Source organism: Ruegeria sp. BHSA163 (assembly GCF_059613365.1).
Genome location: NZ_JBXWSJ010000004.1, coordinates 59,940 through 77,652 on the forward strand (window position 1 = coordinate 59,940; position 17,713 = coordinate 77,652).

Below are 17,713 nucleotides of genomic sequence, written 5' to 3' on the forward strand. Positions count from 1 at the left end.
ATGCTTTACTTACGTTTTGAAATCCCCGGGTCGCCTCGGGGAAAGGGTCGCCCTCGCTTTAGTCGTGCCACGGGTCGCGCTTTTAACGACACCGCGACCCGGAACTACGAAAGCGAAATCCGGGGCCATACCTACGAGGCTATGGACAAGTTTCCACCTTGTGAGGGCCCGGTCGAAATCATGATTGATGCGGTCATGCCCATTCCGAACAGCTGGCCCAAGTGGAAACAGGAAGCCGCCCGGATCGGATCATGGCGGGCGGTTGGTACGCCTGATCTCGACCAAATCATCAAGGCGAGCTTGGACGGCATGAACACCGTTGCTTACCGCGATGACCGCCAAGTTGCCTGCATTCGCGCAAATCAGAGGTACGGCGAGCGCCCACGCCTCGAAATCGAAGTAAGAGAAGTCGAGCAGGCGACCCACCAATCAATGAAAGAGACCGCCAATGACCAAAGTTAATTTGGCCGAAGTAGTCGCCGAGGGTGTCCGCAAATCTCAAACCGTGTTCCACGACACATCCGGCGATATTGTTGATCGATCGAAGACGGTTAGTGCGTCCAGTTGAACCAAATGCGCCAGGGCTCAGCGCTTCAGAAAAGACAAAGTTCCGTGTGACGAAGGCTTTGTCGATAACTGGGGCTGGGCAGAAGCTGGGAACGGTTTCGAAGATTGGCTTGTTCCGAAGATAATCAAGGGGTTGCCGCATGGTGTTTACCTTGAGGCAGCCGGAGATCATCAGAGAACATTGATCGACCCTGAAGCAAGATTATCCGCAACGCCGGACGGTTTGATCGTATCCCGTGCAAATGATGAAATCGAAGTGCATGGTGTGGAATTGAAGCCTGGTTCAGAATACGGGATCGGGTTGGAAATCAAATCCCGAGGGCCAAACGCATCGTCTTTGCCGAAGTTCGAGCATGTGAAGCAAGCTGAGTTTCAAATCGAGCTTTGGAACCGGGTGGCTGGCGTCAAAGTGGACGCGGTTCTTTTGTACTATGGCAATCGAGATCGGTTTGACGAAATCGACGTCTTTGTCGTGCCCAGACGTGAATTGGTTTGGAACGCAGCTAAGGGGCGCGCGTACATCATCGACGGCGACACCATCTGCATAAAAGGAACGAAAATTCGCTTGGTGGGAATTGATGCGCCGGAGTTGGACCAGCCTTGGGGACAAAAGTCGAAATGGGCCATGGTCAACATTTGTAAGGGACAGATCATTACGGCCGAACTTGATGGCGAGAGATCGTACGACCGGCTTGTAGGAACATGCTACCTTCCCGATGGACGCGATATAGGCGCAGAGTTAATTAAGCTTGGCTTGGCTTTAGATCTACCCAGGTTTTCTATGGGTAAGTACCGTCACTTGGAGCCGCAAGGTGCCCGTCAAAGGTTGGGTAATGGCCGCTTTGGTCACGCCTCAATCCGCTTTAGGCAGCAGACTACGGTGACGATACAAAAAAGATAAACACCTCTCGGGAAACAGAAAAAACGCGCTAGACGTCAACCAAGGTGGACACAAATTTCCGAATATGCCTGTTTATCAATCAAAGGTGGAAGGTTAGATATTTCCGGCAAATTACTGATACAATTAAAAAAACCTGAAAAACTTGACCACAGACTGACTATTTTGAGCTACTTTTTTTGAACTCTTGCGTTTTTCGACGTAGCTCTTTGATCCGCGAATGTTCTTCATCTGTTAGCGGTTCAATATTCAATTTCTGAAATGCCATCCAAGCAGCTGACTTTGTTTTCTCTGAAGCGTTTCCACCTGGGTGCATGGCCTTACGTATCAATTTGTATTCACTTTTTGACAGGACCTTTTGACCGCCCTTTTCGAGACCATTTACCCTGGTCAATAAGGTGTCCAATCCTTCGGCAATAATGTCGATTTCACGTTCAAATCGCTTAGTTAAGGAACGTGTTATGCGTTCCGTTACAGCCTTATCTGTAACGCTTTCCGTTACAGATTGAGCTGTAACGAGAGGACGACCTTCCGCGGTTAGACCGGCCGCTCTACGCCTTTTTCTTAAGGCGTAAACGCGGCATCGGCTGCCGCAGTATTTTCTTCGAGGGCCACCAACCAGCGCTGCCCCACAGTTCTCACACTTAGCCATAATGCACCTTATCGTTACAGGCTTCTGTAACGCAAATCATTCAAGGTGGTTTGTTGCAACGGAATGATTTTTTAGTCAGTCATTTGTCACTAGACTTTGCCCCGCACACTCAAACGTACTGAAGGAACCCCGGTCTTGGTGTATTCGCCAAGGTCTACACCCGAGGCGGCCAAGGCACCCTTGTCTAACGTTTCACGCCCCTTCACTTTCGACAGCGACGCAGTTGCACCGTCGACCTTCACGAAGGACGTGTCGTTGTTACGAAGGATTTGCTTAATCCGGTGATCGGCTTCGGTCTTAGCGACATTGGCGGCCTTCTCTTGTGCTATGGCGATCTGGCGAACCTCAATGGCTTTGCGAAGCTTTTTTTCCTCCTCGGGCGGCAGCTCAGGCTCGCGACGATCAGGGACACGAAGCTCGCCCATGCCGCAACGCACCTTGAAGGGGCCATGGCACGGGGATTGGACCTTTGTGCGGACTTGTCGACCGATCCCAGCGCAAAGGAATTGTTGCCCTGGACGAGTATGGTCTCCATCCGGACCGGGCAGGGCGAGGGTAAGACAGAAGGGGGCGTTAAACCGATCGGAAGATTGGATTTGCTGGCCCATATGAAAAGCCGAATGAGCCGAGGAAAGGTGAAGGTTGCGATCGATGATCCGTTGGAGAGAGAGGCGTTGCGCAGCGCCATGTTGGAGATGACGCAAAAGCCTCCAACGCAGGAGCAGGACGGCCTTGGGTTGGTGGATTTGAGTGTGCGCGAATGCTTGGCGCTGGGGGTCGCGGTGATGGTTTGGCAGGCTTACAAGTCTGGGGCTGCCAGCGAATGGGGCGATCGCGATTATGGCGGATTGGTTGTGGCAGCGGGGGCATGACATGCGGATTGCTGGGATTGATATCGGGGCCAAAAGGGACGCGACGGTTGTTGCCGAACTTGATGGCCGGGTGCTGCGAAGATGCAAGGCGCTGCCTGTGCCAACTGATTATAATGATGTGCTGGAGGCCTTGCGGCAGGCCCATAGCGTGAATGATCTGGTGGTGCTGGACCGGACTGGGGTTGGCGATCCGTTGTTCGATTTGCTGGCACCAGAGTGTCCCAGATTGGCAGCCGCCCGGATCATAAGAGGTGGGAAAATCAAGGTTATCGGGCGTGAAATTAATGTTGGTAAAATGGCGTTGATGGGGATTACCAGAAGGGCTCTTTCAACGGGCAGAGTTAAGGCTGAGCTGCCACCTCATGAAGCTGAAAGGCTGAGGGATGAGCTGAAGAACTTTGGCGCTAAGGCGGGGAGGTCCGTGGGTCAAATTAAGCTGGAAGCCCGGAGGGGTCATGATGACATGGTGCTTGCTGTTGGGTTGGCGCTACTGGGTCGTGGTCTGTGGGGCAGTGGGCAGTTGGTTGAGGTAGCGAGGTGTCATGGATGCGGGGACGCGGCTTAGATGGGTTGTCCACGTGGACCCATAGGACAGTTAGCCCAGAGCAGAGGTTGTTTCAGGCTGTCATTTTATCGGAAGTGAAGATTGCTTTGGGGTATGTGAGTGGATTGGCACCTAGCGAGAAGGCGAATGCTGTCTATGAGGCTAGAGACTTTTTGCTGGGTGGGGAGAGGTTAGAGTTGTTCTGCGAACTGGCGGGATTGAATGCAGAGCGAATCAGAGCGTGGGCACTGATGATGCAAAGGGTAGGTTGGCCAAATCCCGGGAAGCAACTTAAGCTTGGTGTTGCAGCTTAGTGCGGGGTTAGCATTGTTCTGTTGTTCGGGAGTGATTGAGGGACGAAAAATTGGATTGTTCGAGAATATTTGAATGTGGATAAGGTTTTCAAGTAACTCAGCGGTATTGGGATGCCGCTTCTGATATTTGAACCCGCCCATAACCCTCCCAGTCTTTTTGAGCGTTAGAGCTATATTTAACTAAGTCTTTGAATTTAATTGGCTCCGGCGGTAGGGATCGAACCTACGACCAATTGATTAACAGTCAACTGCTCTACCGCTGAGCTACGCCGGAACGGTCCGCGCCGTATAGCAATCCGGTTTGCTCGCGTCCAGAGGGCGTAGAGAATTTTAAAAGAAAGAGCGGCGCTTTTTTCGGTAAGAGAAACAACGTGGTTTTTTGATACAAGCTTGAAAATTGGCTCCGGCGGTAGGGATCGAACCTACGACCAATTGATTAACAGTCAACTGCTCTACCGCTGAGCTACGCCGGAACTGACGCGCGTATAGCAATCCGGATTCTGGTCGTCCAGAGGGGAAGCGCTTCAAGCGAAAAAAAAATCTTTAGGTCACGTCAACCTGTTGAAAACAGCGTTGACTGACAGCTCGGGTTCCGGGTTGACGATGGATCTTTCCGTCAAATCGACCAAGTGCGCGAAGACGTTTCGTTCTGCAGCGGGCAGAAGGGCTGCAGGCGTATCCAAATAGATGCGCTGGGCCAGATCTTTGGCCGTCGCTGTATGATCTTCGAGCGCCGCCAGTATTTGTTTCTCTCGACCCAATCGATGTTCGATCAACCAGTCTAATCGGGCGGCTGGATCAGTGACAGGTGCTCCGTGACCTGGATGAAAAACGGACCAACTTCGTGCTCTCAGCTTACGACATGATGCCATAAAATCCGTTAGATCCCCGTCCGGAGGCGAGACGAGTGAACTAGCCCAACCCATCACGTGGTCTGCGGTGAAACACATATCATCCAACGCCAAGGAAATATGATTGCCCAGATGGCCGGGCGTGTGGATTACCTCGAGCGCCCATCCGTCGCCTTTAACAATTTCTCCGTCAGTCAACTCTTTGTCCGGGCGAAAGCTTGCATCAATGCCTTCACCCCCGCCAGCAAGCCCCTGTTTGGCAAGCTGGGTCATGATAGCGCTACGTCCGGCCTCTGCTCCGCCGAACGCCAGAATCGGGGCGCGGGAGTGCCGAGACAGCGGCGCGGCCAAGGGTGAATGGTCCATGTGGCTGTGCGTCACAATAATGTGGCTAATGTGCTGACCGGGCTTGAGTGCGCCCAGAATCGATTTCAGATGGGCTTCACTTGGCGGGCCCGGGTCTATTACCGCGATGTCTCTTTCGCCAACTAAGTAAGTGTTGGTGCCTCGATAGGTCATCGGAGAGGGATTGGGTGCCAAAATTCGTCTTGCGCCGTGCGTCAAGGTGACAACCTCGCCAGGTTGGGCGTTGAAATCATCGGGAGCCTGCATTCTGACCTCTTTCTCTTACCCAATCGGCTCGTTAGGTTTAGCGCATGTCTTCGCACTGGCTCAAACCATATATGCCGCGCAGCCTATATGCCCGGGCAGCACTAATCCTTGTTGTGCCCGTTGTTGTAGTGCTTCTGGTCGTCTCTATCGCGTTCATGCAAAAGCATCTTGAAGATGTGACCGCCCAGATGACGCGAAATGCTGTGCGAGAAGTGAACCTTGTAACAGATGTCATGCAAGGTGCTGAAACTCAGCAAGAAGCGCTGGCAGCGGCACAGCCGGATATGGAGGCCCTTCAAATGACGGCTAGGTTCTTGCGTCCCAACGAAGAGCCTGAGGTCGGAAAGCGCCGTTGGTATGATTTCATTGCTCCGCAACTTGTGAATGAGTTGCGCGGTGCATTGCCTGAATTCGTTGCAATTGCATTGCCCCGGGGGCAGCCGGTGCGACTGTATCTTGCAACGGACCTTGGAATTCTGGAATTGGCGTTTGAGCGCAGGCGATTGTCGCCTGTGGCGCCCCACCAACTCATCGTCACAATGGTGTTCTTTGCCGTTTTGATGACTTCGATTTCGTTCCTGTATATGCGAAATCAGTTGCGCCCTATTACCCGGCTGGCGGAGGCGGCCCAAGCCTTTGGCAGAGGACGAACCGTGCCGTATTCACCCAGTGGTGCAATCGAAGTACGGGCAGCGGGCAATGCATTTGTGGACATGCGAACTCGGATTGAACGACAGATGGAACAGCGCACTCTTATGCTGTCTGGTGTCAGTCACGATTTACGCACGCCACTTACGCGGCTCAAGCTGGGTCTGTCGCTTTTGCCTGAGGATGAATCAGCTCCGTTGATGAACGATGTCAATGAGATGCAATCCCTACTGGATGCGTTTCTTGAGTTTTCGCGCGGTACAGCCGAGGGTTCTCCCGAAAACGTGGACCCGGCAGTTTGGTTGCGTCAGATAACCGAAGACGCTTTGCGGGCGGGTCACAGTGTAAAATTGGTATCTGTTGAAGGGCAGGGGACAGTATCGTTCCGTCCCATGGCAATGCGTCGTGCAGTTGAAAACCTTATCGGGAACGCCGTCCGCTATGGTACTTGTGCAGAGGTCAGTTTGACACTGACGCCAAAATCCATGCGCATCCGCGTCGAAGATGACGGCCCCGGAATTCCAGTCGAACAGCGGACCGAGGCCGTCAAACCGTTTACACGGCTGGATCCTGCCCGAAACCAAAATCTGGGCAGTGGTGTGGGATTGGGACTTGCAATCGTCGCTGACATCGCAAGAGCACACGGAGGCGCATTGAGGCTAGGTAAAAGCGAAAACCTCGGCGGTTTGTGCGCCGATATCATTATTGGCAGGTGATTTTTGAATCTTAGTAATGTGGTAGGCCCGGAGGGACTCGAACCCCCAACCAAAGCGTTATGAGCGCTCTGCTCTAACCAATTGAGCTACAGGCCCGCCTGAGCGCCCTGCGTATCACGATCACGGCCCGCGTCAAGCCTGACCGTTGCAACAAGTCGCACAATCGAATAACTCGCGCCCAACGTAAAACAAAGGGATAGGCCATGACAGCGGGCAAGAACGGAATAACCTATGCCGACGCCGGCGTGGATATTGATGCGGGAAACGCGTTGGTTGATCGAATCAAGCCAGCAGCTGAACGCACCAACCGCCCTGGTGTAATTAGTGGGTTGGGTGGGTTTGGAGCGTTGTTCGACCTTAAGGCGGCAGGTTATTCAGACCCAATTCTCGTCGGCGCCACAGATGGCGTTGGCACTAAATTGCGGATCGCAATTGATACGGGCTTGGTCGACGGTGTTGGAATTGACTTGGTCGCAATGTGTGTCAATGACCTGATCTGTCAGGGCGCTGAGCCGCTGTTCTTTTTGGATTATTTTGCTACCGGAAAATTGGACGCCGACACTGCGGCACGAATCATCGAGGGTATTGCCGAGGGCTGTGCGCAATCGGGATGTGCCTTGATCGGTGGTGAGACGGCAGAGATGCCTGGTATGTACCCGGAGGGTGATTTTGATTTGGCCGGTTTCTCCGTTGGCGCGATGGAGCGGGGGGCTGCTTTGCCCGAGGGTGTGAAAAAGGGCGACGCCCTATTGGGCTTGGCCTCTGATGGGGTTCATTCCAACGGATACTCACTTGTTCGTAAATTGGTTGAGATGTCTGGGCTGGATTGGACCGACCTGTCGCCCTTTGGCAGCGGGACGTTGGGCGAAGCGCTGTTGACGCCAACCCGGTTGTACGTGAAGCCCGCACTTTCGGCGATCCGGGCGGGCGGAGTGCATGCCTTGGCGCATATAACAGGTGGCGGGCTAACCGAAAACTTGCCCCGCGTTCTGCCTGACACAACGGGTGCGGAGATCGACCTTAAGAGTTGGGATTTACCGCCGGTGTTTAAGTGGATGGCCAAAATAGGTGGTATTTCTGGATCAGAGATGCTCAAGACATTTAACTGCGGAATTGGCATGGTCGTCGTTTGCGCGGATGAACGGGCTGACGCGCTTGCCGAATTGTTGTCGAACGCGGGAGAGACCGTGGTTCGCATTGGAACAGTGACGGATGCTTCCGGTGTTACCTACTCAGGCAGCTTGTCGTGAAACATAAACGTGTTGCCATCTTGTTGTCTGGTGGCGGTTCAAACATGGTTGCGCTAGCAGACAGCATGACTGGCGAACATCCGGCGCGGCCTTGTTTGGTATTATCCAACGATCCCACCGCAGCTGGTTTAAAAAAGGCGGCAGATCGGGGGATTCCCACATCAGCGGTGGATCATCGCCCATTTAAAGGTGACCGCAGTGCTTTCGAAGCCGAATTGCGGAAACCATTGCAGGATGCTCGCCCGGATATCGTGTGCCTAGCGGGGTTCATGCGAGTTTTGACCGGTGATTTTGTGTCCGACTTTCAGGGCAGAATGCTGAATATTCATCCGTCTTTGTTACCGAAATACAAGGGCCTCAACACACATGCTCGTGCAATTTCGGCTGGCGATGCCGAACATGGTTGCACAGTGCACGAAGTTACTGCTGCGCTGGATGACGGTCCGGTTTTGGGGCAGGCGCGGGTGCCGATCAATGTCGGAGATACTCCCGAAACGCTTGCAGCTCGAGTTTTGGTTTGGGAACACAAGCTTTATCCGGCTGTCCTGAGACGCTTTGCCGCCGGAGATAAGACGCCTGTTCAAATGCCCTGAGGTCGTTCGGGTGATTTACACGGCCCTACTGTTCGGCCTATGGTCGCCGTCAACGCTCGGAACGAGGATAAACAGACGGGCAGTCACTAATAACAAGAGCAAGAACAGAACCGCGCATGAGAACATTGAAAACGACGCAAGAGTTGGCCGATTTCTGTGCGGTCGCTTCCAAGCACCCATATCTGACACTCGATACCGAATTCCTGCGCGAGCGGACGTATTATTCCAAGTTATGCCTGGTACAGCTTGCCTATCCGTCGGAAGACGAGGACAGCGCAGTTCTTGTAGATCCACTGGCGGAGGGTATGTCGCTGGAACCTCTTTACGAACTTTTCAAGAATGAGAAGGTCGTCAAAGTCTTCCATGCCGCTCGTCAGGATCTTGAGATTTTTTGGTTCGAGGCTGGAGTTTTTCCGACGCCACTTTTCGACACCCAAGTAGCGGCGATGGTTTGTGGCTTTGGCGAGCAAGTCGGTTATGAGACACTGGTGCGGAAAATTTGCCGAGAAGGTGTCGATAAAACTTCGAGATTTACTGACTGGTCGCGTCGCCCGTTGTCTGACGCGCAAAAGACATATGCATTGGCCGATGTGACCCATCTGCGCAAAATTTATGAACATTTGGCAGCTGAATTAGAAAAATCCCGCCGCAGTCATTGGGTTGCAGAAGAGCTGCGGATACTGACACAACCGGAAACCTACAACGTTCGCCCTGAGGATGCATGGCGTCGTGTAAAGACACGAACAAACTCCGGTAAGTTTTTGGCGGTGGTGCGCGAACTTGCGCATTTCCGTGAAGGTTATGCGCAAGACAACAACGTTCCTCGAAGCCGTGTATTTAAAGATGATGCCTTGATTGAGATGGCGTCAATTAAGCCAAGGACTCCTGCTGATCTGGGTGGATCGCGACTTCTCTTGCGAGAAGCCCGCAAAGGACCAATAGCAGATGGTATTCTTGCTGCCGTGAAGCGCGGTATGAACTGTCCTGCCGACGCCTTGCCCAAAGTGGATAACAGTCGCGACAAGCTAAAGGTCAATCCGGCGTTGGCCGATCTGCTGCGAGTGTTATTAAAGTCGAAAACGGAAAGTTCGGGTGTAGCCGCAAAGTTGATCGCATCCAGCTCCGAATTGGATCAGATAGCTGCAGGAGAACGGTCGTTGCCAGCGATGTCAGGTTGGCGGTTCGAGGTCTTTGGAGAAGATGCGCTGAAGCTTTGTGAGGGCAAGATTGCCCTTGCTGCAAAAGGTCAGTCAGTTCGAGTAGTGTCACTTTAACTCGCGTCTCAACGACGGCGAGACTCCAGCGCGTTTTGCTGCCCCACCACTCGAATCAAGCGTACCCCTTCCAGATCGCGTCTGCCGAGCGTGATAGCGTCAGACACCATTCTTGAACGTGGGGTTCCTTGAGCCGTCGGGGAAATGGGGTAATTGACCCTGAACGCAAATTCCAGGATGCCGTTCTTGACGTTTTCATCGTTGTCAATTCGTGTCAAACGAGCGTCGTAAGCGCCCTGCCGCGAGGCAGTGCCAGCCGCGTAGACGATGGCACCTGTTGGGGTTTGATCGATCTGCATTTCATCAACAACAGCAATCATAACGCTTCTGTCATCCGGGTCATTTCCGGTGATAAACTCCTCGCCGCTAGCGTTGTCCGGGATCAGAGCGTATTCCTCGCTTGGTTCCACTGGTGGTGAAGAGGTTGTGCTGCTGCCAAACCAGTTTGAAGGGTTTGCGCGCGAATTCCTCCAACCGCTGCAGGCGGAAAGAAAAAGGGCAGAGACCAAAAGAACAGAAATAGTTTTATGCATGGGTCCAACATTTTGCGCGACTTGATTTGAAACGGGTTAGCGCAAATTCCAATGCTTGAAAAGGCACGGCAGGGGCTGGACAGTGGGTCAAGCGGGGCATAGGTCACGATTGTTACCGCGACACGCAAGGATAGCCCAATCATGGCAACAGCAGCTTTTGAAGAGATCGTTGAAGATTTCGAGTTCTTGGACGATTGGGAGGATCGGTACCGGCACGTGATTGATCAGGGCAAGGCGATGGAACCTTTGGATGAGGCCTTTAAGGTACCTGCCACCAAAGTAAAAGGGTGCGCAAGTCAGGTGTGGTTACACCCGGTGATCAACGACGGGAAGTTTCACTTTGATGGTGATAGTGATGCAATGATAGTTCGCGGACTAATTGCAGTACTGCGTTCCCTTTATAATGGATTGCCTGTTTCCGATGTTGCTTCGGTGGATGCAGCTGCTGAATTGGCGCGGTTGGGGCTTAACGATCACCTATCAGCGCAACGTTCAAACGGCTTGCGTGCGATGATTGAGCGAATTCGTGAAGTCGCGCGAGCGTACGTTTAACATCTTGCGAACTACTTCGGCACAGAGCGTTTTGCCCAATCAGAAAGTGTGGTTTCCAGGTCACCGTAACCAGTCATCCGACGCTCGAACGCCAAGCCCATTTTGTCGGCACATTCCATCGCACGCCGGGTAAGGTCAGGATCTTCGGTTTGGGCCTGAAAAACTAACTTAGTATAGTTCCCAAAATACATGTCGCGAAGTTCTGGGTGGCGGTCCAATCCTAATGGTTTCCATACAAACGCGTCGAATTGGCGAGCGAGGAAATCTGTTAAATAAAAGGCGGTTGCTTCATCTTCCTGATGCTTGGAAAAGGTGTCATTTCCCTCGAAAAAGGAATAACAATGCGGGCCTTTTACCATCTCGACCCCTAAACGATCACAGGCCTGTTGCAATAGACCACCTGTTCCGCAATCTGCGTAAACCACAAAAATCTGGTCGTAGCTGTCGCGGTGTTTGCTCACCGCGTCCTCAACGGCCTGTGTGATTTTTTCTGGATGAATGTGTAAAATCGCGGGAAGGCAGGTCAGTGACATGTGGTCCCAACCGTTGCGCTTTTTTAGATCAAGAATCTCCCGTGCAAGGGCACCGCATGCCAGCAGCAATATTCCGCCGGGCCGCCCGTTGTCGGTATAGCCTTGTATTGTCAGGCTTACGTCATCGGGCGGGCAGTGATTTTGCATGGTCTAATCCGACAATTGCTACAGCTTCAAATTACATAAGCCGAAACCAGGCACATCCGGTTTCGGCGTATTTCGTTCGTCGGGTAGTGCTCGAATTCCGGGCGCACTTCGCGATCGAACTCGGTTAACCGGCCAATTGGTTATGCCTGCGCGACACAAACTCTTTGGCGGTTTCTACGGCTACGGCTGCATCGCGGCAGTAAGCATCCGCTCCAATAGCCTTGCCGAACTCTTCGTTCAGCGGAGCGCCGCCGACCAGCACGATATAATCGTCGCGCAGGCCCTGTTCCACCATAGTGTCTATGACAACCTTCATGTAAGGCATCGTCGTCAGCAGGGCGGACATTCCAAGGATGTCTGGTTTTTCCGTTTCCAGGGCTTCAAGATAGTTTTCAACAGGGTTGTTGATACCCAGATCGACCACTTCGAATCCTGCGCCTTCCATCATCATTGACACCAGATTCTTTCCGATGTCGTGGATATCGCCTTTGACCGTTCCGATAACCATTTTCCCCACACGGGGCGCGCCTGTTTCCGCGAGTAACGGCTTAAGGATCGCCATTCCGCCCTTCATAGCGTTTGCGGCCAGCAAAACCTCGGGCACAAACAGGATGCCGTCACGGAAGTCGTGTCCTACAATGGTCATTCCGCCAACCAGAGCCTTGGTGAGGATGTCGTATGGCACCCATCCACGCTCGAGCAGAATGTTAACGCCTTCTTCGATTTCTTCCTTCAGGCCATCGTAGAGATCGTCGAACATCTGTTCGACAAGCTCGTCGTCATTGAGTTCGGACAGAACGATGTCATCTTCATCGGACATGGGGCAATTCCCTGAGCTGAGCGGGCCGGAGGCCCAAAGTGGCAATTTTTACTGTTTTGGCCATTTCGCCGCATCTGTACTGTGACGATTGCGACCTAGGTCGATCTGAGACCGACCTATACGGTAAATTGTGAACCAATGCAGTGGAATTTTGTGCATGGTTTTCGTGCATAGATTTCAATTTCTTCCGGAATGACATGCGGTTGGAACGACGTTCTTTTTTGCTCGAACCCGTTCCGACCAGATACTTGCGTGGCATGTCAGAATCGTCTATCAAAAAGAACAAAGGAAGAACATATGACAGCCTTCGCAAAAACCAATGGGCGTGGGGCTGCCTCGAACCAAGCGGGGCGTTTCGAGCGCTATACTACGACTGCAGTGCGTGAAGATTTCAGCATCGAGGAAGACTTGCCATCATTGCGGACCGAGGTTCGTGACGAAACCGCTCGAAGCCTGATCACTTACAACAGATCACCTGATCTTCCTTTCGATCGGTCAATCAATCCCTACCGAGGTTGCGAACACGGTTGTGTTTATTGCTTTGCACGGCCTTCACACGCTTATTTGGGCCTTTCGCCCGGGTTGGACTTTGAGACCCGCCTGATTGCTCGACCAAACGCTGCCAGCATTCTGAGGAAAGAGCTTTCCCGGCGCAGCTACAAAGTATCCACGATTGCCTTGGGCACCAACACTGATCCGTATCAACCGATCGAGAAATCTCGAGAAATAACAAGGAGGTGTTTGGAAGTTCTAAACGAATTTCGACACCCGATCGGAATTGTGACAAAAGGAACTCTTGTCGAACGGGACCTTGATATAATCGCGCCAATGGCGCAAAGCGGGTTGGTTCGCGTGGGAATATCATTGACAACGTTGGATTCAGATCTGTCTCGGCAAATGGAGCCGCGCGCTCCATCTCCGCAAAGGCGGTTGAAAATGATCGAGCGACTATCGCGAGCTGGTATTCCGGTGCGTGTTATGACATCACCGGTCATTCCAGGACTGACAGATCACGAACTGGAAAAATTGCTTGAAGCGGGGCGGGATGCGGGCGCGGATGCGGCCAGCTGGATTATGTTGCGCCTTCCTCGGGAAGTTTCCGAGCTATGGCAACAATGGTTGCAAGAGCACGTGCCGGGCAGCGCTTGCAAAGTTATGGCTCGGCTGCGGGAAATGCATGGCGGCAAAGACTATGATCCGCGTTGGGGCCATCGCATGAAAGGTGAAGGCGAGTATGCCGAGGTCATTTCCCAAAGATTTTCTATGACTTGCAAAAGGTTGGGGCTAAACGTTAAATCTTCACCGCTAAGATGTGATCTGTTTTCGGTTCCACCGCAACCGGGTGACCAGATGGCTCTGTTTTAAGGGACCGATTTAGAAGATTATACCAATTCCGGCAGCGAACCCGTTCACTGTGTCACTTTCGTAATAGCTCACCATTAAGCGGGTGGTAGAAACCCACGGAACCCATCTGTCCGACAGGTCAACTTCGATCCCGCCGCCGACACGCGCTAGCCAGTTTGTTCCCAACACTATGGATTGGTTGCCGATCAGGTAGAAATAAGAAAAATCGCCCACCAAACGCACAAGGCAATCAAACATGAGCACGCCCGTTGGAAAACGATGACGAGCCCAGAACACGGCGTTAGATGCAGTTGATTGCACTAATAGATCTTCGTCATCGCCGATTGGCCATTATTCAATATCGGTATAGCGAAAGCTGGCCTCGAATTCGCGTTCATTTGAAAGTGGTCGGTCATAGTCGATCGTAAAAGATCCGCCTGCGCCGCCAGCCCAAAGTCCACCGATTTCGAGGAAATCACCCTCTATCCCCAACCTGTCTGCGACGACCTAAGTCACAATAGTTGCATCCGATTGCGTTCGCCCGATTGTGATATGTGCCATTGCCACGAACCGCCAGCGTTCGCTCAGATCAAATTTGTAACCTGTGCCGGTCTTCGCAGCTGCGCTCGTCCATTTAAGAGGTAATGTCGTTGTTTCTCCCGTAACTGAAAAGAAACAGTTTCGGATCATGCTTTGCGCAGCAGATATAACCCTCAAAAAAAATTGTTACGCCCAAACTCAAACGAAAACCGCCCCCAATATGGGCAGACTCAAAATCATAGTCACGGTTATCCGTGTTGGACTGAAGTGAAATTGCGTTGGCAGAGTTGTCCAGAATGCCGGCAATTCGTAAAATAGCTAAGGAGCCAGCAGTATTTTCCCGCGGAAACTCCTTAAATGCGCTCTCAATAATTTCCTGAGCACCCGCGATACGGGTTAACCCCAATGCGCCCATCACGGCAAATATCAATGTTTGATATTTCATTGCAACACGGGACTTGGCTAAGGCCGTTACCATGTGCAGGATGCATCGTTCGGCAAAGCGGCTGATTTGGCCGATCGCAAAAATTCAAGTCTCAGACTGCAATTTGGTAACACAAGGCGTTGAAAAGAAAAAAGACCTCGAGAAAATCGAGGTCTTTTTGGTGCCTAATCGGTTGGGCCAATCAGCGGTTTTCAATATCCACATAATCACGCAGCGTCTCGCCAAGATACAGCTGACGCGGGCGTCCGATCTTGTTCTGAGGGTCCGCAATCATTTCTTTCCACTGGCTGACCCAGCCAACTGTGCGAGACAGCGCAAAGATTGGCGTGAACATCGATGTGGGGAAACCCATCGCCTCTAGGATGATGCCTGAATAGAAATCCACATTCGGGAACAGTTTCTTTTCGGCAAAATACGGGTCCTGAAGAGCTTCTTTTTCAAGTTCCTTGGCGACCTGCAGCTTTGGATTATTTTCGACACCCAGCAGGTCAAGAACCTCGTCGGCGGATTGCTTCATAACTTTGGCACGCGGATCAAAGTTCTTGTAAACGCGGTGGCCAAAGCCCATCAGGCGGAATGGATCGTTCTTATCCTTAGCGCGGGCGATGTATTCGGGGATGCGGTCAACACTGCCGATTTCTTCCAGCATTTCCAAGCAAGCTTGGTTCGCGCCGCCGTGGGCCGGACCCCACAGGCATGCGATGCCCGCAGCGATACATGCGAACGGGTTCGCGCCGGACGAGGATGCAAGGCGGACAGTCGAAGTCGACGCATTTTGTTCGTGGTCTGCGTGCAACGTGAATATTCGGTCCATTGCGCGGCTGAGGATTGGGTTAACCTCGTATTCCTCGGCCGGCACGCTGAAGCACATGCGCAGGAAGTTTGAAGCATAGTCCAGATCGTTCCTCGGATACACGAAAGGTTGCCCGGTGTGGTATTTGTACGCCCAAGCAGCAATCGTCGGCATCTTGGCGATCAACCGATGCGAGGCGACCTCACGCTGTCGCGGATCCGAGATATCAGTCGAGTCGTGGTAAAAAGCCGACATGGCGCCGACCACACCAACCATAATAGCCATAGGGTGCGCATCCCGGCGGAAACCGCGGTAAAAATACTGCATCTGTTCGTGCAGCATTGTATGGCGCGTAATGGTGGTTTCGAACTGTTCCAGATCCTTTGCTGCTGGCAGTTCCCCATAAAGAAGGAGATAGCAGACTTCGAGGAAATGTGATTTTTCAGCTAGCTGGTCAATCGGGTACCCACGATGCAACAGCTCACCTTTTTCTCCGTCGATATAGGTAATTGTGCTGTCACAGCTTGCTGTAGAGGTAAAGCCCGGGTCGTAAGTAAACACCCCCGCCTGACCATATAGTTTGCGGATGTCGACAACATCTGGTCCTGCTGTGGGCGAGTGGACCGGAAGCTCGTATTCTTTGCCATGGACAGTCAGTGTGGCGGTGTTTTTGCTATCGGTCATAATGTCCCTTCCTCATTCATGCGCGGATCGGATCGCTGTCCGAACTTGCGGGCAACGGCTGCGCTTGGTCACGCAGTCCGGGTGTTAACGAGGCAGCGTTACCCGATTGTGAAGATCAGGTTTAATTTGCTGCGTCAGAAAGCCGTGCCAAGGTTTCTTCCTTCCCAAGCACGAGCATCATGTCAAAAACCGAAGGTGTAACAGTCCTCCCAGCTAGCGCAGCCCGCATGGGACCCGCCAGCTTGCCGAACTTTACCCCCTTCGCTTCGGCGAACGCGTTGAGGGCTTCCTCCAGTGTGTTCCGGCTCCAGCTAACATTTTGCAACTGCGGCGTCAATTCTTCCAGTATACCATCGGATACATTCACTAATGCCTTTGCCGCTTTTTCATCGGGAACAATCGGTCGCCCGGTCAAAACAAAATGCGCCTTTTCAATAAGTTCAGGAAAAGTGCGTGCGCGGTCTTTAAGGCAATACATTGCCCGTTCCAGATCACTCGATTGTGTCTGAGTAAGAGGCGTAAGCCCCGCGGCGGCAAGATAAACCTCCAATTCTTGCCGCAACGCAGCATCATCCGAAACGGCAATATGCTGACCGCAAAGATTTTCAAGCTTTTTCAGGTCGAACCGAGCAGGGCTTTTGCCGATTCCGTCCAGATCGAACCATTCAAGTGCTTGTTCGTCAGTGAAAAACTCATCATCGCCGTGGCTCCAACCTAACCGCGTGAGATAGTTGCGCATTCCGGCGGCCGGATACCCCATCGCCTGATATTCCTGCGCACCTAATGCGCCGTGCCTTTTACTAAGCTTCTTACCATCTGGACCGTGAATAAGTGGTATGTGCGCCCAGACCGGAACCGGCCAGCCCATCGCTTCATAAATCATCATTTGCCTTGCGGCATTGTTCAAATGGTCATCGCCGCGGATTACATGAGTAACGCCCATGTCATGGTCGTCTACAACGACCGCCAGCATATAAACCGGTGTCCCGTCAGAGCGCAGAAGGATCATGTCATCCAGCTGATCGTTTCGGATGGATACATCGCCCTGAACCTGGTCTTGAATTACCGTTCTGCCTTCTTGTGGTGCCTTTATGCGGATCGCAAACGGCGCGTCAGGGTAGGTGGAAGGGTCTGCGTCCCGCCAAGGGCTGCGAAAGAGTGTAGATTTACCTTCAGCCCGTGCCTGTTCGCGAAATGCTGAGATTTCTTCCTGGGTAGAGAAACACTTGTAAGCCTTACCTTGTGCCAGCAGTTGATTGGCCACTTCGGCGTGGCGATCCGCACCTTCGAACTGACTTATGACATCTCCGTCGTGATCGAGTCCAAGCCATTCCATACCTTGTAAGATAGCCGCGGTTGCTTGTGGAGTTGAGCGTTCGCGGTCGGTGTCTTCAATCCGCAGCAGGAATTTACCGCCTCGGCCACGTGCATACAACCAGTTGAACAACGCGGTGCGTGCTCCGCCGATGTGTAGAAAGCCGGTGGGAGAGGGGGCAAAACGGGTGACGACCTGATCGGACATGGGGTGATT

General features: G+C 52.7%; 19 protein-coding genes and 3 tRNA genes. 10 read left to right on the top strand and 12 right to left on the bottom strand.

The genetic code is table 11. The features are described 5' to 3' along the window. Both AC2FNV_RS03370 and AC2FNV_RS03375 read left to right on the top strand, forming a co-directional pair. A complete protein-coding gene (locus AC2FNV_RS03370) occupies positions 1–462 on the top strand; it encodes a RusA family crossover junction endodeoxyribonuclease (protein ID WP_170607793.1) in 462 nt (153 codons plus the stop codon). Between the two features lie 286 nt (positions 463–748). Further along, the gene (locus tag AC2FNV_RS03375; protein ID WP_496772406.1) at positions 749–1,468 is read left to right on the top strand and encodes a thermonuclease family protein; all 720 of its coding nucleotides are present in this window, start codon (positions 749–751) and stop codon (positions 1,466–1,468) included. Between the two features lie 738 nt (positions 1,469–2,206). Here AC2FNV_RS03375 and AC2FNV_RS03380 read toward each other — a convergent pair. Then, positions 2,207–2,542: a hypothetical protein gene (locus AC2FNV_RS03380; RefSeq protein ID WP_170607797.1), complete on the bottom strand. Its 336-nt coding sequence runs from the start codon at positions 2,540–2,542 to the stop codon at positions 2,207–2,209. A gap of 24 nt (positions 2,543–2,566) precedes the next feature. Between AC2FNV_RS03380 and AC2FNV_RS03385 the strand changes: the two genes are divergently transcribed. Next, positions 2,567–2,989 (top strand): hypothetical protein, encoded by a 423-nt coding sequence (locus tag AC2FNV_RS03385; protein ID WP_170607799.1) that lies wholly within the window; start codon positions 2,567–2,569, stop codon positions 2,987–2,989. Then, positions 2,958–3,554 carry a hypothetical protein gene (locus AC2FNV_RS03390; RefSeq protein WP_170607801.1) on the top strand — a complete coding sequence of 199 codons (597 nt, stop codon included), beginning with the start codon at positions 2,958–2,960 and terminating at the stop codon, positions 3,552–3,554. Before AC2FNV_RS03385 ends, AC2FNV_RS03390 begins: the two co-directional genes overlap by 32 nt. Before the next feature lie 492 nt (positions 3,555–4,046). Here the strand turns inward: AC2FNV_RS03390 and AC2FNV_RS03395 are convergent. From AC2FNV_RS03395 to AC2FNV_RS03405, 3 genes are all read right to left on the bottom strand, one after another. Further along, positions 4,047–4,121: transfer RNA gene (locus AC2FNV_RS03395), tRNA-Asn, on the bottom strand. A 124-nt stretch (positions 4,122–4,245) separates the two neighbouring features. Then, positions 4,246–4,320: transfer RNA gene (locus AC2FNV_RS03400), tRNA-Asn, on the bottom strand. A gap of 75 nt (positions 4,321–4,395) precedes the next feature. Next, complete coding sequence (locus tag AC2FNV_RS03405) at positions 4,396–5,310, bottom strand: MBL fold metallo-hydrolase (RefSeq protein WP_170607803.1); 915 nt, start codon at positions 5,308–5,310, stop codon at positions 4,396–4,398. 44 nt (positions 5,311–5,354) lie between these two features. Here AC2FNV_RS03405 and AC2FNV_RS03410 point away from each other — a divergent pair, with 44 nt between their 5' ends. After that, positions 5,355–6,674 carry an ATP-binding protein gene (locus tag AC2FNV_RS03410; protein WP_170607805.1) on the top strand — a complete coding sequence of 440 codons (1,320 nt, stop codon included), beginning with the start codon at positions 5,355–5,357 and terminating at the stop codon, positions 6,672–6,674. A 19-nt stretch (positions 6,675–6,693) separates the two neighbouring features. On the opposite strand, the gene AC2FNV_RS03415 is transcribed toward AC2FNV_RS03410, so the two are convergent. Next, positions 6,694–6,770, bottom strand: a tRNA-Ile gene (locus tag AC2FNV_RS03415). A gap of 107 nt (positions 6,771–6,877) precedes the next feature. Between AC2FNV_RS03415 and purM the strand changes: the two genes are divergently transcribed. The 3 genes from purM to rnd all read left to right on the top strand — a co-directional run bounded on the left by purM (position 6,878) and on the right by rnd (position 9,791). Beyond that, complete coding sequence (gene purM, locus AC2FNV_RS03420) at positions 6,878–7,924, top strand: phosphoribosylformylglycinamidine cyclo-ligase (RefSeq protein ID WP_170607807.1); 1,047 nt, start codon at positions 6,878–6,880, stop codon at positions 7,922–7,924. Further along, the gene (gene purN / locus AC2FNV_RS03425) at positions 7,921–8,517 is read left to right on the top strand and encodes a phosphoribosylglycinamide formyltransferase (RefSeq protein ID WP_170607808.1); all 597 of its coding nucleotides are present in this window, start codon (positions 7,921–7,923) and stop codon (positions 8,515–8,517) included. The genes purM and purN overlap by 4 nt, the downstream gene beginning before the upstream one ends. 116 nt (positions 8,518–8,633) lie before the next feature. Next, positions 8,634–9,791, top strand: coding sequence for a ribonuclease D (gene rnd, locus AC2FNV_RS03430; RefSeq protein ID WP_170477663.1), 1,158 nt, complete (start codon positions 8,634–8,636; stop codon positions 9,789–9,791). An 8-nt stretch (positions 9,792–9,799) separates the two neighbouring features. On the opposite strand, the gene AC2FNV_RS03435 is transcribed toward rnd, so the two are convergent. Further along, complete coding sequence (locus AC2FNV_RS03435) at positions 9,800–10,324, bottom strand: hypothetical protein (RefSeq protein WP_170607810.1); 525 nt, start codon at positions 10,322–10,324, stop codon at positions 9,800–9,802. Between the two features lie 141 nt (positions 10,325–10,465). Here AC2FNV_RS03435 and AC2FNV_RS03440 point away from each other — a divergent pair, with 141 nt between their 5' ends. Continuing rightward, a complete protein-coding gene (locus tag AC2FNV_RS03440) occupies positions 10,466–10,876 on the top strand; it encodes a SufE family protein (protein ID WP_170477657.1) in 411 nt (136 codons plus the stop codon). Between the two features lie 11 nt (positions 10,877–10,887). Here AC2FNV_RS03440 and AC2FNV_RS03445 read toward each other — a convergent pair whose 3' ends face one another. Next, positions 10,888–11,556 carry a DUF1638 domain-containing protein gene (locus tag AC2FNV_RS03445; protein WP_170607812.1) on the bottom strand — a complete coding sequence of 223 codons (669 nt, stop codon included), beginning with the start codon at positions 11,554–11,556 and terminating at the stop codon, positions 10,888–10,890. A 124-nt stretch (positions 11,557–11,680) separates the two neighbouring features. Then, entirely contained in the window at positions 11,681–12,376 is a 696-nt protein-coding gene (locus AC2FNV_RS03450) for a corrinoid protein (protein ID WP_496772412.1), read from the bottom strand. Between the two features lie 297 nt (positions 12,377–12,673). On the opposite strand from AC2FNV_RS03450, the gene AC2FNV_RS03455 reads away from it, so the two are divergent. Beyond that, positions 12,674–13,741 carry a PA0069 family radical SAM protein gene (locus AC2FNV_RS03455; RefSeq protein WP_170607814.1) on the top strand — a complete coding sequence of 356 codons (1,068 nt, stop codon included), beginning with the start codon at positions 12,674–12,676 and terminating at the stop codon, positions 13,739–13,741. A 9-nt stretch (positions 13,742–13,750) separates the two neighbouring features. Here the strand turns inward: AC2FNV_RS03455 and AC2FNV_RS03460 are convergent, their stop codons facing one another. The 4 genes from AC2FNV_RS03460 to gltX form a co-directional block, all read right to left on the bottom strand. Next, on the bottom strand, positions 13,751–13,978 hold the full coding sequence (locus AC2FNV_RS03460) for a hypothetical protein (protein ID WP_254442614.1): 228 nt from the start codon (positions 13,976–13,978) through the stop codon (positions 13,751–13,753). Between the two features lie 376 nt (positions 13,979–14,354). After that, the gene (locus AC2FNV_RS03465; RefSeq protein ID WP_254442615.1) at positions 14,355–14,705 is read right to left on the bottom strand and encodes a hypothetical protein; all 351 of its coding nucleotides are present in this window, start codon (positions 14,703–14,705) and stop codon (positions 14,355–14,357) included. A 181-nt stretch (positions 14,706–14,886) separates the two neighbouring features. Continuing rightward, positions 14,887–16,182, bottom strand: coding sequence for a citrate synthase (gene gltA / locus AC2FNV_RS03470; RefSeq protein ID WP_170477646.1), 1,296 nt, complete (start codon positions 16,180–16,182; stop codon positions 14,887–14,889). A gap of 121 nt (positions 16,183–16,303) precedes the next feature. Beyond that, positions 16,304–17,704, bottom strand: a complete 1,401-nt coding sequence (gene gltX / locus AC2FNV_RS03475; protein WP_170607816.1) for a glutamate--tRNA ligase — start codon at positions 17,702–17,704, stop codon at positions 16,304–16,306. Positions 17,705–17,713 lie beyond the last annotated feature (9 nt).

Excerpts from the sequence above, each read along its gene's own strand:
- AC2FNV_RS03370 (WP_170607793.1), top strand. The coding sequence starts at position 1 with ATGCTTTACTTACGTTTTGAAATCCCCGGGTCGCCTCGGGGAAAGGGT.
- gltX (WP_170607816.1), bottom strand. The coding sequence starts at position 17,704 with ATGTCCGATCAGGTCGTCACCCGTTTTGCCCCCTCTCCCACCGGCTTT.
- AC2FNV_RS03410 (WP_170607805.1), top strand. The coding sequence starts at position 5,355 with ATGTCTTCGCACTGGCTCAAACCATATATGCCGCGCAGCCTATATGCC.
- AC2FNV_RS03455 (WP_170607814.1), top strand. The coding sequence starts at position 12,674 with ATGACAGCCTTCGCAAAAACCAATGGGCGTGGGGCTGCCTCGAACCAA.
- AC2FNV_RS03435 (WP_170607810.1), bottom strand. The coding sequence starts at position 10,324 with ATGCATAAAACTATTTCTGTTCTTTTGGTCTCTGCCCTTTTTCTTTCC.
- AC2FNV_RS03405 (WP_170607803.1), bottom strand. The coding sequence starts at position 5,310 with ATGCAGGCTCCCGATGATTTCAACGCCCAACCTGGCGAGGTTGTCACC.
- rnd (WP_170477663.1), top strand. The coding sequence starts at position 8,634 with ATGAGAACATTGAAAACGACGCAAGAGTTGGCCGATTTCTGTGCGGTC.
- AC2FNV_RS03445 (WP_170607812.1), bottom strand. The coding sequence starts at position 11,556 with ATGCAAAATCACTGCCCGCCCGATGACGTAAGCCTGACAATACAAGGC.
- AC2FNV_RS03390 (WP_170607801.1), top strand. The coding sequence starts at position 2,958 with ATGGCGGATTGGTTGTGGCAGCGGGGGCATGACATGCGGATTGCTGGG.
- AC2FNV_RS03450 (WP_496772412.1), bottom strand. The coding sequence starts at position 12,376 with ATGTCCGATGAAGATGACATCGTTCTGTCCGAACTCAATGACGACGAG.
- AC2FNV_RS03465 (WP_254442615.1), bottom strand. The coding sequence starts at position 14,705 with ATGAAATATCAAACATTGATATTTGCCGTGATGGGCGCATTGGGGTTA.
- AC2FNV_RS03440 (WP_170477657.1), top strand. The coding sequence starts at position 10,466 with ATGGCAACAGCAGCTTTTGAAGAGATCGTTGAAGATTTCGAGTTCTTG.
- AC2FNV_RS03380 (WP_170607797.1), bottom strand. The coding sequence starts at position 2,542 with ATGGGCGAGCTTCGTGTCCCTGATCGTCGCGAGCCTGAGCTGCCGCCC.
- purM (WP_170607807.1), top strand. The coding sequence starts at position 6,878 with ATGACAGCGGGCAAGAACGGAATAACCTATGCCGACGCCGGCGTGGAT.
- AC2FNV_RS03385 (WP_170607799.1), top strand. The coding sequence starts at position 2,567 with ATGGCACGGGGATTGGACCTTTGTGCGGACTTGTCGACCGATCCCAGC.
- AC2FNV_RS03460 (WP_254442614.1), bottom strand. The coding sequence starts at position 13,978 with ATGTTTGATTGCCTTGTGCGTTTGGTGGGCGATTTTTCTTATTTCTAC.
- gltA (WP_170477646.1), bottom strand. The coding sequence starts at position 16,182 with ATGACCGATAGCAAAAACACCGCCACACTGACTGTCCATGGCAAAGAA.